The 14,633-nt window shown below is 46.4% G+C and carries 11 protein-coding genes and 1 pseudogene; 9 read left to right on the forward strand and 3 right to left on the reverse strand.

What is annotated here, in order from left to right; genetic code table 11:
- The 5 genes and pseudogenes from MiSe_RS53635 to MiSe_RS04015 form a co-directional block, all read left to right on the forward strand.
- Positions 1-101 (forward strand): annotated as a pseudogene (locus MiSe_RS53635) (four helix bundle protein); the annotation flags it as partial.
- 453 nt (positions 102-554) lie between these two features.
- Positions 555-1,505 (forward strand): ABC transporter ATP-binding protein, encoded by a 951-nt coding sequence (locus MiSe_RS04000; protein WP_226575104.1) that lies wholly within the window; start codon positions 555-557, stop codon positions 1,503-1,505.
- A gap of 75 nt (positions 1,506-1,580) precedes the next feature.
- Positions 1,581-3,401 (forward strand): ABC transporter permease, encoded by a 1,821-nt coding sequence (locus MiSe_RS04005; protein WP_226575106.1) that lies wholly within the window; start codon positions 1,581-1,583, stop codon positions 3,399-3,401.
- Between the two features lie 11 nt (positions 3,402-3,412).
- A complete protein-coding gene (locus tag MiSe_RS04010) occupies positions 3,413-5,011 on the forward strand; it encodes a hypothetical protein (protein ID WP_226575108.1) in 1,599 nt (532 codons plus the stop codon).
- Between the two features lie 96 nt (positions 5,012-5,107).
- Positions 5,108-6,838: an ABC transporter permease gene (locus MiSe_RS04015; protein ID WP_226575110.1), complete on the forward strand. Its 1,731-nt coding sequence runs from the start codon at positions 5,108-5,110 to the stop codon at positions 6,836-6,838.
- A 216-nt stretch (positions 6,839-7,054) separates the two neighbouring features.
- On the opposite strand, the gene MiSe_RS04020 is transcribed toward MiSe_RS04015, so the two are convergent.
- The gene (locus MiSe_RS04020; protein ID WP_226575112.1) at positions 7,055-7,942 is read right to left on the reverse strand and encodes a succinate--CoA ligase subunit alpha; all 888 of its coding nucleotides are present in this window, start codon (positions 7,940-7,942) and stop codon (positions 7,055-7,057) included.
- A 617-nt stretch (positions 7,943-8,559) separates the two neighbouring features.
- On the opposite strand from MiSe_RS04020, the gene MiSe_RS04025 reads away from it, so the two are divergent.
- The 3 genes from MiSe_RS04025 to MiSe_RS04035 all read left to right on the forward strand — a co-directional run bounded on the left by MiSe_RS04025 (position 8,560) and on the right by MiSe_RS04035 (position 11,844).
- Positions 8,560-9,279 (forward strand): hypothetical protein, encoded by a 720-nt coding sequence (locus MiSe_RS04025; RefSeq protein WP_226575114.1) that lies wholly within the window; start codon positions 8,560-8,562, stop codon positions 9,277-9,279.
- A gap of 448 nt (positions 9,280-9,727) precedes the next feature.
- On the forward strand, positions 9,728-10,264 hold the full coding sequence (locus MiSe_RS04030) for a cyclic nucleotide-binding domain-containing protein (protein WP_226575116.1): 537 nt from the start codon (positions 9,728-9,730) through the stop codon (positions 10,262-10,264).
- Positions 10,265-10,542: 278 nt separating this feature from the next.
- Positions 10,543-11,844: an S-layer homology domain-containing protein gene (locus MiSe_RS04035; protein ID WP_226575118.1), complete on the forward strand. Its 1,302-nt coding sequence runs from the start codon at positions 10,543-10,545 to the stop codon at positions 11,842-11,844.
- A 64-nt stretch (positions 11,845-11,908) separates the two neighbouring features.
- Here MiSe_RS04035 and MiSe_RS04040 read toward each other — a convergent pair whose 3' ends face one another.
- Both MiSe_RS04040 and MiSe_RS50760 read right to left on the reverse strand, forming a co-directional pair.
- Complete coding sequence (locus MiSe_RS04040; protein ID WP_226575121.1) at positions 11,909-13,267, reverse strand: GAF domain-containing sensor histidine kinase; 1,359 nt, start codon at positions 13,265-13,267, stop codon at positions 11,909-11,911.
- A gap of 109 nt (positions 13,268-13,376) precedes the next feature.
- Entirely contained in the window at positions 13,377-13,511 is a 135-nt protein-coding gene (locus MiSe_RS50760; RefSeq protein ID WP_264196322.1) for a hypothetical protein, read from the reverse strand.
- Positions 13,512-13,658: 147 nt separating this feature from the next.
- On the opposite strand from MiSe_RS50760, the gene MiSe_RS04045 reads away from it, so the two are divergent.
- Positions 13,659-13,979 carry a DUF3155 domain-containing protein gene (locus MiSe_RS04045; RefSeq protein WP_226575249.1) on the forward strand — a complete coding sequence of 107 codons (321 nt, stop codon included), beginning with the start codon at positions 13,659-13,661 and terminating at the stop codon, positions 13,977-13,979.
- Positions 13,980-14,633: the final 654 nt, after the last annotated feature.

Genomic DNA, 14,633 nt, shown 5'->3' on the forward strand with positions numbered 1-14,633 from the left:
ATACTGAAACAGGTCGAGAACTTTATGGAACTTATAACCAGGTTTTAGCTGGTCTTGTAACCATGATTAACAACCCATCACCTTGGTTGATGAAGCATTAAGCCCCCCCATCCCCTTTGCTCCCCCAGCTCCCCTTTGCCCCCCCGCTCCCCCATCCCCTTTGCTCCCCCAGCTCCCCTTTGCCCCCCCAGCCCCCCCCTCCCCTTCCCGCTTTCCCCGATGCTATCGCACAATTCGACCCGGATGGCTACCGCTGGAAATGGCACGAGGGAAAGTTTTCCGCCTGGGATGGCACTAGGTGCAGTTGATGACAATGGCTCAAAGGCGCTGGCTGTCGAAGATTGAGGTGAAAATTCAACTAGCCCTGGGCTTGAAATTTTGGAGTGAATCATTATAGAGAAAGCTAGCCTGGACAAAGCCTTTGCATAAGTCAACCCAGGCTAGAAGTATGTATTAGGGAGAACGAAGCAAATCGCTTCTGTTACTCCCTATTCCCAGGGCAAAGTTAAGTATTTTTACCCTTGACATTTTATCCATAGATTGTCCTAAAAATCATGGCAAAAGAACTGGCGATTTGTACGAAGGGACTGACCAAGCAATTTGACCGCCATATTGCTGTCAACGACGTGGAGTTAGAGGTCAAGGCGGGAGAAGTTTACGGACTTATCGGACCGAATGGTGCGGGGAAAACAACGCTGATTCGGATGTTGGCAGCGGCGGAAGAACCGACAATTGGGGAGATTTACATTCATGGCGATCGCTTATTACGCGACCATAGCAACGCCAACCTAAAACAGCGCCTCGGTTTTCTCCCCGATGACTTCCCAGTGTACGACGACTTGACCGTCTGGGATTATTTAGATTATTTTGCCCGACTGTATCGCTTGCGAAATCCTCGGCGGAGTCAGCGCCTGTACGAAGTTTTGGAATTAGTCCAGCTGACCAACAAGCGCAAAAGTATCATTTCCACCCTATCGCGGGGGATGAAACAGCGCTTGAGTCTTGCTAGAACAATTATCCACGAACCGATTTTACTGCTTTTAGATGAGCCGGTTTCTGGATTAGACCCCATCGCTAGAATGCAGTTTCGGGAAATAATCAAAGCATTGCGCGAAGCGGGGATGACGATTTTGATTTCTTCCCACGTCCTCAGCGACTTGGCGGAACTTTGCACCTCGGTAGGAATTATGGAATTTGGCTATTTGGTGGAAAGTGCATCGCTTCAGGAACTTTATCGCCGTCTCAGTCGCCAGCAAATTTTGATGTCTACTTTAGGGGATTTAGAAGCATTAAAAGCCGAATTGAAAAACTATCCCCAAATTGAAGGATGCGAAGAGATACCCGGAACAAAGCAGTTGCGGGTGCATTTTTCTGGGAGTCCGGAAGATGGGGCAAAATTATTGCGAAGTCTCATCCAATCCGGCATTCCCCTATCCGAATTCCACTGCACCAAAGAAGACTTGGAAACCATTTTCCTCAAGATGGGACACAAACAAGCATCGTGAGATTTTAGATTTGAGATTGCAGATTTTAGATTTAATTTAAAATCTGCACGCCCCACTTACTTTTGGAGTTAGACCATGAAATTTAACTGGATAGACCGAATTGGTGACTGGAATCCGCAATTGTTGCGAGAACTTAAAGGTCGCCTCAAACCTCGCAATGTCATCATTGCTGTTGTTGCTTCGTTGGTGGGTCAGGTTTTACTGTTTCTGTCTTTTTTGAATCAACTGAATGACATTTACGTGTACCAAACTTATTGCCGCTTGGGACCTACTTACGATTTGAAGTACATTCTGCAACAACGCGACCAAATTAACAAGCAAATAAATAGTCTGAACAATAACTATGAGAAAAACAAGAAAGTCCTTGATGAACTGTATAGACAAGCTAGTGAAATATCTAAGACTTTGCACAAACAATGTCCTGAAGATGCAGTTAACATGCAGCTTTGGTGGCAAGATTATGCGCCTAAACTATTTTTGTTGATTAGCGTCATAGCAATATTCGCGCTATTGGTAGCGGGTACTTTCATGCTAATCAACGACCTTTCTCAAGAAGAACGTCGCGGTACGCTCAATTTTATTCGCTTCAGTCCTCGTTCATCAGGAAGTATTTTGGTTGGTAAGATATTGGGAGTACCAATCTTAGTTTATTTAGCTGTAATTCTGACAATACCATTGCATTTGTGGTTGGGAATTATGGGTCAAATACCGATTGGGGAAATATTCAGCTTCTACGGAGTTTTAATTGCTGGCTGTGGCTTTTTCTACAGTGCGGCTTTACTTTGTAGTTTTGTTACCGCTTGGTTAATTGGATTTCAATCTTGGTTAATTAGCGGCGCTGTTTTGTGTTTTTTGTGGATAACAAGTTGTACTAAACCAATTTACCAAAATCCAACAGCCTGGATAAGTTTATTCAATCCTTCTTTTATATTGCGCTATTTAGTGGATGGAACTGGTTCGGAATATTGGTCAGAGACTCTCTTGCGTTCTGTAACAATAAATGAACTGCAATGGTTTTATTTGCCTTTGGGTGCAAGTGGTGGATTTATAATCCTGGGTTCGCTGCTGAATTATACTTTGTGGACTTACTGGATTTGGCAAGGATTGAACCGTTGTTTCCGCAATCGGAATGCAACGATTTTAAGTAAAGGACAAAGTTATTGGCTGGTGTTTTATTTTGGCATAGTTACTTTAGGATTTGCTCTGGAAGAGGCACAACAATATTACGGGGTATGGTACTCTCATATATCCACTAATTTCGTTTTCCTACCTTTGTTTTATGTGGTATTGCTTTTCAGTTTAATTGCAATGCTTTCACCCCAACGCCAAGATTTGCAAGATTGGGCGCGTTATCGACACCAGAGAGTTTCTCGTAAGGGTTTCTGGAATTGGTCTTTGTGGCAAGATTTAATCTTGGGTGAAAAAAGTCCGGCACAGGTAGCAATTTTCACTAATATGTTGATTCTTGCTAGCCTTTGGTTACCCTGGATGTTGCTTCTCCCCAAAGAAGATATTCCAACTTCTGAACAGGTGTTAAAAGATATTTTTCCTATGGCTTTCTTTTTCAGCATCATGATGATTTATGCCAGCATTGCCCAGCTGTTGTTGATGAGAAATGATAAGCGATCGCTCTACGCAACAGCCACCATAATCGCCGCGATTTGCTTACCACCCACTATTCTATTATTCCTGGGGATCAATCCTTCAGAAAACCCAATTCCTTGGTTACTTTCAACCTTTCCTTGGGTAGGTATAGAAGCAGCTTCGTTGACAAATGTTTTTCTGACATTTCTGGGTGAATTAAGCGTACTCGCATTAATAAACCTGCGATTAACTCGCCAACTGCAACAAGCAGGCGAATCTGCCACCAAAGCACTTCTCGCTGGACGTAATTGAGGAAAAAATCGATGTTACTAACTGTATTTGAACGCATTGGAGAATCGAACCCGCAGCTATTTCGAGAAATCAAAGGGAGATTTATTGCACGCAACCTTTGGGTGACAGTTATTTGCTCCTTACTAGGTCAATTTTTTCTGCTGTTGAGTTTATCTAAACAAACCTGCATCAGCTATGTTGCCAATGAATGCGCTCAAGTTAGCTGGGAGTTTCACTGGCAGACTATCTATAGAGTTCTCAACTGGATATTGCCGCTTTTACTAATCTCTAATGGCGTCTACGGACTGATTAATGATGTAGCGCAAGAGGAACGTAAAGGCACGCTAAACTTTATTCGGTTTAGTCCCCAAACTAGCCAAAGTATTTTACTCGGAAAAATCCTGGGAGTTCCATCGTTAATGTACCTGGGCATTGCCCTAGCAATTCCCCTACATTTGGGTTCTGCTTTAGTGGCGGGATTACCTTTATCTTCGATTATCGGCATCTACGCACTTTGGGTAATTGGTTGTTTTGTATTCTTCAATGCTGCCCTACTCTATACCTTCCAATACAGCCATAAAATCGAGGCTAAAAATATAGCAGGAGGAGGCTGTTTTTTAGCCTTTTTGTTGGGGTTAGGTTACATCGGTACAATTGACTTCGCGTTTGATTGGTACAACCTCAAACTAATCCAATGTTTAACGCCAGCACCCGGTAACAATAATTTAGATTACTGTCAGACAGATGGATTGAACTGGCAATGGTTCTTTTTACCGATTGGCAATCAGGCAACAGTCGCCTATGGTTTAGCATTCATGACAGTCAGCATAGCAGCTTACTGGCATTGGCAAGCTGTAAATCGTCGTTTTTGCTCTCGCCATGCTACCCTAATTAGCAAGGGACAAAGTTATTGGTTAGTTGCCAGTTTTGAACTGTGGCTGTTAGGCTTTTCCTTAGCCGAACTTAAGCCAGTTGCTGCTAATAACTTCGGGACTGGGTTTGGCTTACTATTCTTTTTGAATCCATTATTTTTGCTCGTTGTCGCTTTTAACTTAACTCCGAGTTATCAAGCTTTAGTTGATTGGAGTCGTTACAAACATTTGTCGGTCAACAATCATAAGTATTCATTAATGCGGGATTTGATTTGGGGTGAAAAAAGTCCGGCAATTGTTGCAGTTGCCATCAACCTTGCCATGACAGCACTAATTTGGTTACCCTGGATGTTGTTATGGCTGCAAAAAGATGGGTCGGATAAGATTCAAACCCCCCAACTGCTACTGGGATGGTTTATGACGATGAATGTTATGCTGATTTATGTAGCGATCGCAGAACTGCTGAGGTTGACAAAAACTCCAACTTGGCTGATATTTGCATCTACTGGCTTGAGCGCAATTGTCCTAACAACAGGAACGATTTGGCATCTCGCGGCAAACAAGCTACCCCTCGTACAGTTTCTCTTAGTATTTTCCCCCTTTCCGATTGTTAGCTTAGCATTGGGAGGTACGACGATAACATTTTTAGGTTTAGTGGCGCAGCTAGGAACTCTATCTTTGTTAACCTGGCAATTAACCAAAAAAGTGCAAAAAATTGGTGCATCTTCCTCCCAATCTTATCTGACACCTTCGCCTTGAAATAGCAGTAAGGGTGGGTTGAACTAAATATTTCCTGGTTCCACTGAATGGTTGGTAAAACCCGCCCCTACTATAATCCAAATTGAGGTAAATACGATGAAATTTCCTTCGATAGACCGAATTGGTGACTGGAACCCGCAATTATTGCGGGAACTTAATGGTCGCCTTAAACCGCGTAATGTTTTGATTGCAATAGCAATTTCCCTACTAGGACAATTTTTCCTATTTCAGTTTTTCCAAACCCAGCTACCCATCGCACCCCCACCAGGGGAATACAAATACCCTATTTTCAACCAATTCTGCACGGGAAAACGCGAATATGAGAGCGCAAGAGTATATAAATGCGTCCTCGATTCTTTGGGCAATTTTTCCATAAACTGGCAACAATGGTGGCTATCTGTATTTGTATTTCTGAGTTTTGTCGGCATCTTCGCATTGTTAGTAATCGGCACTTACATGCTGATAGCTGACTTAACTCAAGAAGAACGTCGAGGTTCGCTCAACTTTATTCGATTAAGTCCAGAATCTACCCAGCGTCTTTTAATTGGTAAAATGCTGGGCGTCCCTATTTTGGTCTATCTCCTAGCAGCGCTAGCACTTCCATTGCATCTTGTTGCTGGGTTATCTGCTCAAATTTCCTTGGGCGAAATCCTCGCTTTCTACGCCGTCGTTGTTGCTTGTTGCATCTTCTTTTATAGCGCCGCGCTTCTATACGGTTTAGTTAGCAATTGGTTGGGAGGATTTCAAGCTTGGTTGGGTGCTGGTATTGTTCTCAGCTTCTTATGGTTAACTAGCATATTGGCGATTTATGCACCCATCTACAATCCAATTGCTTGGGCGAGGTTATTTGCTCCTTTTGATCTGATTCCCCATCTTGCTGATAATTCGCTCTCGTATCAAAATGTGCAACTGGAAAAGTTACAGTGGTTCCACTTGCCATTGGGTGCGAATGTCCCAATTCTTATCGCCTTTGCTCTCCTGAATTATGCCCTTTGGACTTACTGGGTTTGGCAAGGTTTGCAACGGTGTTTCCGCAATCCTAATGCGACAATTTTGAGCAAGAGACAGAGTTATTTATTCACAGCTTGCTTTACTGCTTCAACTTTAGGATTCGCTCTACCAGGATATACAGATGGTTATCTGGAAAATAATCCAAAAGAGTGGTTGATCCAGCATCTCATGATGCTCTCCTTCTTCGATTTGTTGCTATTTCTCTATCTGATGGCAGCTTTGTTTCCTCATCGTCAAGCTTTACAAGATTGGGCGCGCTACCGTCGGGAAAAAGTTTCGACTCGTAAGAGGTTTTGGAATATTTCCGTACTGCGAGATTTAGTATGGCATGAAAAAAGTCCGGCAGTGGAAGCAATTGCAATTAATCTTGTAATTGCGGTGATTCCGTTAGTTGGATTGATTCTAGTTTCACCATCTGAAATTGATGCAAAAATCTCGGCATTTTTCAGCATTGGTTTAGCTGCTAGCTTAGTAATAATCTACGCCGCCCTAACCCAATTAATCCTGTTTATGAAAGCTCAGAATCGCATATTCTGGGCAATTGGTACGATAGGGTCTGCACTTTTCTTACCGCCTATTATTTTAGGTGTATTGTCGATTCAACCCGGAACAACCGCTGGTTTCTTGTGGTTCTTTACCGCTGGTGCGCCAATAGTTGTATTATATCCCCCCTCCAGTTTGATGTCGTCAATGATAGTTTGCTTAGCACTTCTCGGTCAATGGACTATCTTTGGAGTGTTGAACTTACAATTGAATAGACAACTGCGAATCGCCGGAGAGTCTGCAACTAAAGCATTGCTAGCTGGAAAAAGCTAATTATATCAAATCCGGTTACATCGGAATGATTGGCCTTTCTTGCTAATTGCTAATTGCTAATTGCTCCTACGCGCAATAATTCCGATGCAACGGTCAACGATATTGCAGATTTAAAATTGCAGATGGTAGATGCAATTTCCCCGCTCAACTGACTCAGAAACCGGGTTTTTCTGAGAAACCCGGTTTCTTTTTAATTTCTAAATCTGCAATCTGCAATTATTTCTTGAGTGCTTTTTTCAGCAGTTCGGGAATTTGAGCAGGGCGTTGCGCTACAGGGATTTTCTTTTGTTCAAATGCTGTAATCTTGCGTCCTTTCTTATCCACATCTACCTTTAAATCTGGTTGGGAAGGGAGGAAGTCGCTGACGTGGTGTTGATGTTTAAAACCGGGTGAATGGCGCCCCGCAATATAAGCAATCACGGGTTTAGCCATTTTCTCTGCAATATACTCGGCTAGGGTTTCTTCGTTGGGTTCGCCCACCTCTCCCACCAGCACCACTGCCTTGGTATTCTTATCTTTATCCAACATTTGCAGCCATTGTGACAAGGAAGAACCTACAATACTATCGCTGCCAATATTAACGCCGATCGACTGCCCAAACCCCGCCTGACTCAACTCCAGGGCAATTTCTGAAGTCAGACTACCAGCGCAACCGATTAATCCTATCCCGCCCGGTGTGTAAAATTCCTCTGGTTGAGTTCCCAACAACCATTTCCCAGGTACGATAATCCCCAAACTGTTGGGACCGAGAATAGTCGTCTGCGTCTCGGAGGCTATTCTTAGCAAGTGAACCATATCCAGCGGCGGGATACCGCCAGAAATTAGAATAATTTGTCTAATACCCGCGGATATCGCTTCTAATGCAGCATCCAGCGCCAGATAAGGCGACACGAAGATAATTGTAGTGTCAATTGTCCCCACCACTGACAACGCTTGCTCGACTAAGTCGAAAACAGGAATATCGTAAACTGTCTGTCCCCCATATCCCACGCTCACCCCAGCGACGACATTCGTGCCGTAGTCTTTCATCTTAGCGGCATAAATCGCACCGAGCGGTTCGGTGATGCCTTGAATTAAAACTTTGCCATCCAGCGTAAAGTTCATATCTAGATACAACCCTGTAGATTTGCCAAACCACTCAGTTCTCAGTATTCCTGCCTTGCAAGTTTAGCTCCTGGGTTCCCAATTTATGCTCTCCACTCTAGCGCGTACTGGCGATCGCCATAAATCTACCCCTCGATAGATGCCTCTTGATTGGGTAGGTGAGCAGAGGGGCAGGTGGGCAGGTGGGCAGGTGGGCAGAGGGGCAAAAGGGGCAGAGGGGAATTTGAATGTACATTCTCCCCATCTCCCCTGCTCCCCATCTCCCCTGCTCCCCATCTCCCCTGCTCCCCATCTCCCCATCTCCCCTGCTCCCCTGCTCCCCATCTCCCCTGCTCCCCATCTCCCCTGCTCCCCATCTCCCCTGCTCCCCTGCTCCCCTGCTCCCCTGCTCCCCTGCTCCCCTGCTCCCCATCTCCCCCGCTTTCTTCCCTATGACAGTTGCTAGCGCCCCATTAACTGCGCCATCCTGGGAAATAGGCGTACCCAGAGTGCAAAGAGAGATCAGCTACCGCAACCAATTCGCTATTTTCTTTGCAAAACTTTACTCGCGGTGGCAACAAACTCCACACTAGGGCGTCAAAAGAGATAACACAGAGAGATTGTCAAAGGTGTCCCCGATGTTTACTTTCAAGCGCTGGCAGTCCAAAACTGCTGTAATTATGGCTGTGGCAATGACTGGTGCAACGGCTACCCCATTTATGGCTGCGGCTCCTGTCTTCGCTGAGACTCGTATAGCTCAATCGCAACGATTTGTTGACTTTAGAATCCCAACGGGAACGGTAATTCCGGTTTCTTATGACAAGGAAAAAATTGTTGTCGCACCCAACGAAACGGCAGAATTAACTTTAACCGTAGCCGACGACATTGTATCACGAGACCGACGCACTGTAATCATTCCCCGCGGCAGCGAAATTGTCGGGCAATTGCAACCCGTTCGCGGCGGTTCCCAATTTGTCGCTAGAGAATTAAGAATTTCTGACAATAGATCGCAGTCTATCAATGCCAGTTCTAGAGTTGTTACCACAACGCAAGAAGTGCGTCGCGGGCCGAATGCGAGAAATATCCTGATCGGAGCCGCAGCGGGTTCGGGAGCGGCAGCAGCGATTGCCGGACTTACAGGCGATCGCCGCATCAACCCCCTAGAAGTCTTAATCGGTACGGGGGTGGGTGCTGCAGGCGGCTTGCTCCTGGGTCAGAATCGCTCGTCTACCAGGGTAGTGGTGATCGACCCAGATAGCGATCTAGACCTGACATTGCGCTCCGACTTGGTGGTGCGCGGTCTGGGTTACGATACCGGCTTAGACCGAGGCTTTGACCCGAATGACAGAGGCATTTAGGGTTACCAGCAAAAGCCGGGACAGTTCGATCGAGGGACAAACAGGTAGCCCTGCTTAGCAGGGGTTACAAATAATTGCAACGCAATCGCCAGCTTCTGTTGCTTGCGATCGCGTTTTTTTATGTTTATATGTATTTGCGAGCAGGGTGCTTCAGGATATATTCAGCCCATGCCCCTATCCAAACTGGTTTATCAGTGTCGTAGATGCGGCCTTGTCAAAGACCGAGACTTCAACGCTGTCATAAACCTAGAACAGGCTCCAAACAAGCGAGTACTTGTGGCAAGCAAGGAATTGACGCCTGGGGACTGTTGGTGCCGACACCCTTGCTTGAAGCGGGAAGCAAACCTCAAAACAAGCCATTTCAATAACTTCAGCCTGTTTTGAGTCAGTTTTGTGTTGTACAACACCAACAATCGCCCTTTAGCCGAAATGAGGAATGTTGCCAAGGATGAAAAAAGTACTGTTTTTATTGGGCGAACTCAATGACGACGACATCGACTGGCTACTCCAGACAGGTACCAGGCAAGAAATCGCCGCAGGTACCGTACTGATTAAAGAAGGAAAGCCCATTGATGCGCTGTATATCCTGCTGACCGGCACTTTTACCGTTTCTATAGCAGAGTTGGAGCACCGCGAGATAGCCAGACTATCCAGCGGCGAGGTAGTCGGAGAAATGTCTTTCTTGGATAACCGTCTACCCTCTGCCACCGTTCAAGCGCTTGAAAACTCCCTTGTCTTGTCAATCCCTCGGCGAGAATTAGTTAAAAAACTACAACTGGATATCGGATTTGCTTATGGTTTTTATCGCGCCCTTGCTACTATACTTTCCAATCGTCTGCGTCGGATCGTCAATCAACTGGGCGATGTTAAAGCCCAAGCGCTGACTGAAGTTGGAGTAGATGATGCAGTTATGGAAAGCACGGCAAATATCAATCTTGCCACCACTAGGTTTGACTGGATTTTGCGACGTTTAATTGACGGGTAATAATTTAACTCAAGTTGCTAGCTATCTCAAACCTGCGGCTAATTGCTAATGGCTAATGACTCGAACGGGTAAAATGCTATAGTACTTAGATGTTTGAATATCTCGCTATTAGCTATTAGCAACGCCCAAGTTTATAACTGGTAGGGGCGGGTTTGACCAACCATTGCCTGTCACCGAGAAATATTTCGTTAAACCCGCCCCTACTTGGGTTAATTTACCTTTCAAATGGCAACAAATAAATTATTCTGTTTTTATCCATTGACTCAAAGAAGCACTTTATGCCTAATTTGAATCTCTCTAAGTCAGGAACTGCTTTATTGACGGCGATCGCAATGACGGCTAATACGGCAGTAACCCTAGCAATATTAGCGCCTGCCGTTGCCCAAACCGAACCGACTTTTTCCGATGTATCTTCTAACTATTGGGCAAAAGACTTTATTAGCGCACTGGCGGCACGGGATATAATTGCTGGATTCCCAGATGGGAAGTTCCGACCCAATGCGCCTGTAACGCGGGCGCAGTTTGCCACAATGGTCGGGAAAGCTTTCAATACCAACTCCATCCGCGAACCAATCAATTTTGTCGATGTACCCAGCAACTATTGGGCGGCTGATGCTATTAATGAAGCTTACACGACTGGGTTTCTCTCAGGTTATCCCGGCAGGGTTTTCCGACCCAATCAAAGAATTCCCCGCGAGCAGGTTTTGGTTTCCCTTGCCAGCGGACTGAACTATTCTGGCAGCTTACCCCCGGCTTCGGTTTTGGAATATTATCGCGATCGCAGAGCGATTCCCAACTACGCTGGCGAAAAAATCGCCGCCGCCACCGAACAAGGAATTGTCGTTAACTATCCAGATGTGGATCGGTTAAAACCCAATAAAATAGCCACCCGCGCTGAAGTTGCAGCCTTCATCTATCAGGCGTTGGTCAATAGCTCACAAGCGCAAGCGATCGTCTCCCCCTACATCGTGGCTCGCAACAATTCTTCACCTCCAGCAGTTCCAAAGCAGCCAACCTTAGTAGGAACGGTGAGAATACCATCTGGAACTAGACTTCCGGTTAAATACGACGCCGCAGAAAGAATTTTAGTCGCGCCGAACGAACCCGCACCCGTTCCCCTTACCGTCACCATCGCGCGCAATGTTGTTTCCGAGGGGGGAGTGTTGTTAATTCCGGCTGGATCTCAGGTTATCGGTGAATTGGTCACCATAGAAGACCAAAAAAGCGCCCAATTCGTCGCCAAACAGTTAATTTTGACCAACGGTCAACTTGTTCAAATTCGGGCAACTTCCCAGATAATTAGCAAAATAGAAACTATCGCTAGGCGACCTGCTATATCTGGGGATCGTCGGTTCATCGTCAGCAGCGCATTAGGCGTAGCAGCAGCAGCAGCCGTTGCGGCTTTGACTGGCGGGGCTAGTATTGGGGGAATTTTACTCGGTGCTGGCGCTGGCGCTGGCGTCAACCTGTCAGGACTATTTCGCAACCGCGATCGTGTTGAACTAATCTCGATTATCCCCAATACCGATTTGACTCTCACCTTAAATGCCGATTTGGTATTGAGTAGTAGCGGTAAATAATTTTTTCAAAAAATACCGTTAAGTGGTCATTTGTCAATAGGCAATTGTCACTTTTTTACAAAAATCAATCGTCCTCTATCCTTAACCAAACGACAAAAGTTACGCCCAATCCACCTGCATCAGGGTGTTGCGCGGGGCTAATGACTTGAATTTCCCCTTGCATTTGCTCGACTAACTCTTTTGCGATCGCTAAACCCAACCCAGTCCCCGGTATTTCCGTTTCTGCCTGGACGCCCCGATAACCCCGCTCGAACAGGTGGGCTATATCTTGAGGCGGAATACCTGGACCGCTATCCCTGACGGCGATGCCCACAAACCGACCTTGGGGCGTTTCTCGCTCTTGCCCGACTTGAATGTAAATTTTTCCCCCATGCGGTGTATATTTTAAGGCATTATCGATTAAATTACTAAGTATTTCCCGCAGAGCCTGGGCATTAGCTCGTACTGGCGGTAAATGGGAGGGAATTTCCGCTTGTAAATCCAGATGGCGCTCGAGAGCGATCGCGCGAGCTGATGCCAGTAGGGGTTCTAAAACTTGTGTTACCGAAAGGGATTCCAAAGTCGAAGCGATTAAACCAGCTCCAGGCAACAACAGCAGCGGTTTAGCTCTTGGCTTTTGATCGTCAGTCTCAATGTCTGTTTCTGTCTCAACCCGCAGGTGGGCGGGAGCCAGCGTCAGGGGCACCTTGTTGGTATCAGCCAGTTCCAGGACGCGATCGAACTGTTGTAGCAACTCTTGGATGCGATCGCTCTCGCGTAAAATATTGGCGGCAATGTCCCGGTTTGGATCGCCGATTCCCAGGCGCTTGAGCAGCAGCTTGCCAAACGTCCGCAGCGCCGTCAGCGGATTTCGCAACTGGTGGAGTAAATTGTGCAACAGGTCATTTTGTTTTTCTTGCAGTTGATGTTGTTGAGTTAACTGCTGCTCAAACCAGGCTCGCCGCTGATCCAGAATGCAAGCGATCGCCATTGTATGGGCAATTTCTTCAATCTGGGATCGTTCCCGCTGGTTCCAGGGTCGATCCTGACGTTCGGTTACCAACAACCCCATCACCAACCCCTCATGCATCAGGGGCAACACGATGCGGCGCTGTTTTAGCAAAGTATTGACTTCCGACTGGGGCTGGGTACTTTCTGACCCCTCAAACTCGCCATCTAGGGGGATAAAGGTATCTGCTGCGGATGGCAACCAGGGAAGCGGGGAGGTTGTATCCGTCTCATTTGGCAACAGCGCCAACTCTTGCTGTTCCTCCCACACCACATCGGGTGAAGGGTAAGCCACAACCGGAATCAGGTTAGCCTCTGAGTCTTCCACCAGTTCTTCGGTCAAATAAACCGCGCTCAAGGTGGCTCCTAGTTTTTGCATCACCTTGACCTGCGCTTGACAAAGCGCCACAAATTCTGAACTGGCAGGCATTAACATGGCGTCAAAGATTCTGATAATTTACCCGGTCAGGTGGCGAGCCGCGCCGACTAGGTTTAACGTTCCCAATCATCATGTTTTAAACATTTAATCTGGTTGGCTTCCCTCCTCAGGCTGTTTCGGTGCCGGTTTGGCGACGAAAATTATGAACTAGCCCTGGGACAGCCTTGGTGAGGAGGGATTCTTCTGCCACCAAACCCACGGCGATCGCCTCAATTAAAGGTTTTCCGGCTTTTCGTACCACACCAAATTAGCAAGCGCATCAGCGGCACTTCCAGACTTTGTATCAAAACCTTAAAAAAAGTTGATTTTTTCAACTAAAGCAGATATACTTTGCACGGGTTTGGTAACTATCACTACAATCGCTCGCTGGAAAAAGGAGGTAAACAGCTTGGCAAGGAGACGCAAGCGCAAAAGCCGTCGTCGTCAAGAAGGACGCAGAATTCTTGAACACGTGCCTCAATATAGCATCGAAAGCGGACAGGATAAACCAGTGACGGCGGCACGAAAATTTATTCAAGCCGAAGGTATTGTCCCACCTGCTTTACTGCTAGTTAAACGGAACGAGCATACCACAGATCGATACTTCTGGGCAGAAAAGGGACTGTTTGGCGCTCAATACGTTGAAGAAAACCATTTCCTATTTCCCAGCTTGAGGCAGTTAATCGAAGCCTCTGGCGAAAAAGCTCCAATGGCTCTTCAAACCGTCTGAGACCAAACGGATGACCTCAGACACCATTGCTCGATAAATTTTACAGTCTGGAGGAAAAGCCCCCAATCAAAGGCAAGCGACTGTGTTATCAGCTAAAACGAGAAGTGCAAAACTCCGCACCTAATGGTCGGAGATGTAGCGCTACCGGGAGAGCAAGTACGTGCGGCAAGCGCGGAATTTACGCCTGTAGACAAGTTGGAGCCAACTCCCAAAGGTTGAAGCAGGAAGCAAACGTCGAATTAAGCGAAATACTTGATTTGAGTAAGTTTTGTCTTGCACTATGAGAAACCTGTGGGTAAAACCACTAAAGGCCTGAAACAACGTCACGAGATATCACCACGCCCTTGTGGATTGAGTGGTGCAGCCCAGGAAGCCCAAGAATCAGGATATTAAGGCTGTGAAGTCTTAAAAATCCCTGTGCCTTCAGCCCAGGCAGTGCCAAATCTGCACCGCTCAGATTTGAGTCAGTTTCAGGCCACGGAAGTCCGGCTATAACCAGCACGAAGTTGGCAATCAGCTGGTAAATCGGAGATAAACGCCCGCCCCTGCCCCTTAAGCTTGCCATAGAGCCATAGCGGCTATTAGGGCTAGGCGTTACCAAAATTTTCGGGAAGATCGTAAATCGACAGCCCCGGCTGAATCATAGATTCAGAC

This window comes from Microseira wollei NIES-4236 (assembly GCF_020521235.1).
Taxonomy (GTDB): domain Bacteria; phylum Cyanobacteriota; class Cyanobacteriia; order Cyanobacteriales; family Aerosakkonemataceae; genus Microseira; species Microseira wollei.

Bases quoted from the DNA above. Each gene is read 5' to 3' on its own strand.
- MiSe_RS04000 (WP_226575104.1), top strand. From the start codon at position 555: ATGGCAAAAGAACTGGCGATTTGTACGAAGGGACTGACCAAGCAATTT.
- MiSe_RS04005 (WP_226575106.1), top strand. From the start codon at position 1,581: ATGAAATTTAACTGGATAGACCGAATTGGTGACTGGAATCCGCAATTG.
- MiSe_RS04010 (WP_226575108.1), top strand. From the start codon at position 3,413: ATGTTACTAACTGTATTTGAACGCATTGGAGAATCGAACCCGCAGCTA.
- MiSe_RS04015 (WP_226575110.1), top strand. From the start codon at position 5,108: ATGAAATTTCCTTCGATAGACCGAATTGGTGACTGGAACCCGCAATTA.
- MiSe_RS04020 (WP_226575112.1), bottom strand. From the start codon at position 7,942: ATGAACTTTACGCTGGATGGCAAAGTTTTAATTCAAGGCATCACCGAA.
- MiSe_RS04025 (WP_226575114.1), top strand. From the start codon at position 8,560: ATGTTTACTTTCAAGCGCTGGCAGTCCAAAACTGCTGTAATTATGGCT.
- MiSe_RS04030 (WP_226575116.1), top strand. From the start codon at position 9,728: ATGAAAAAAGTACTGTTTTTATTGGGCGAACTCAATGACGACGACATC.
- MiSe_RS04035 (WP_226575118.1), top strand. From the start codon at position 10,543: ATGCCTAATTTGAATCTCTCTAAGTCAGGAACTGCTTTATTGACGGCG.
- MiSe_RS04040 (WP_226575121.1), bottom strand. From the start codon at position 13,267: ATGTTAATGCCTGCCAGTTCAGAATTTGTGGCGCTTTGTCAAGCGCAG.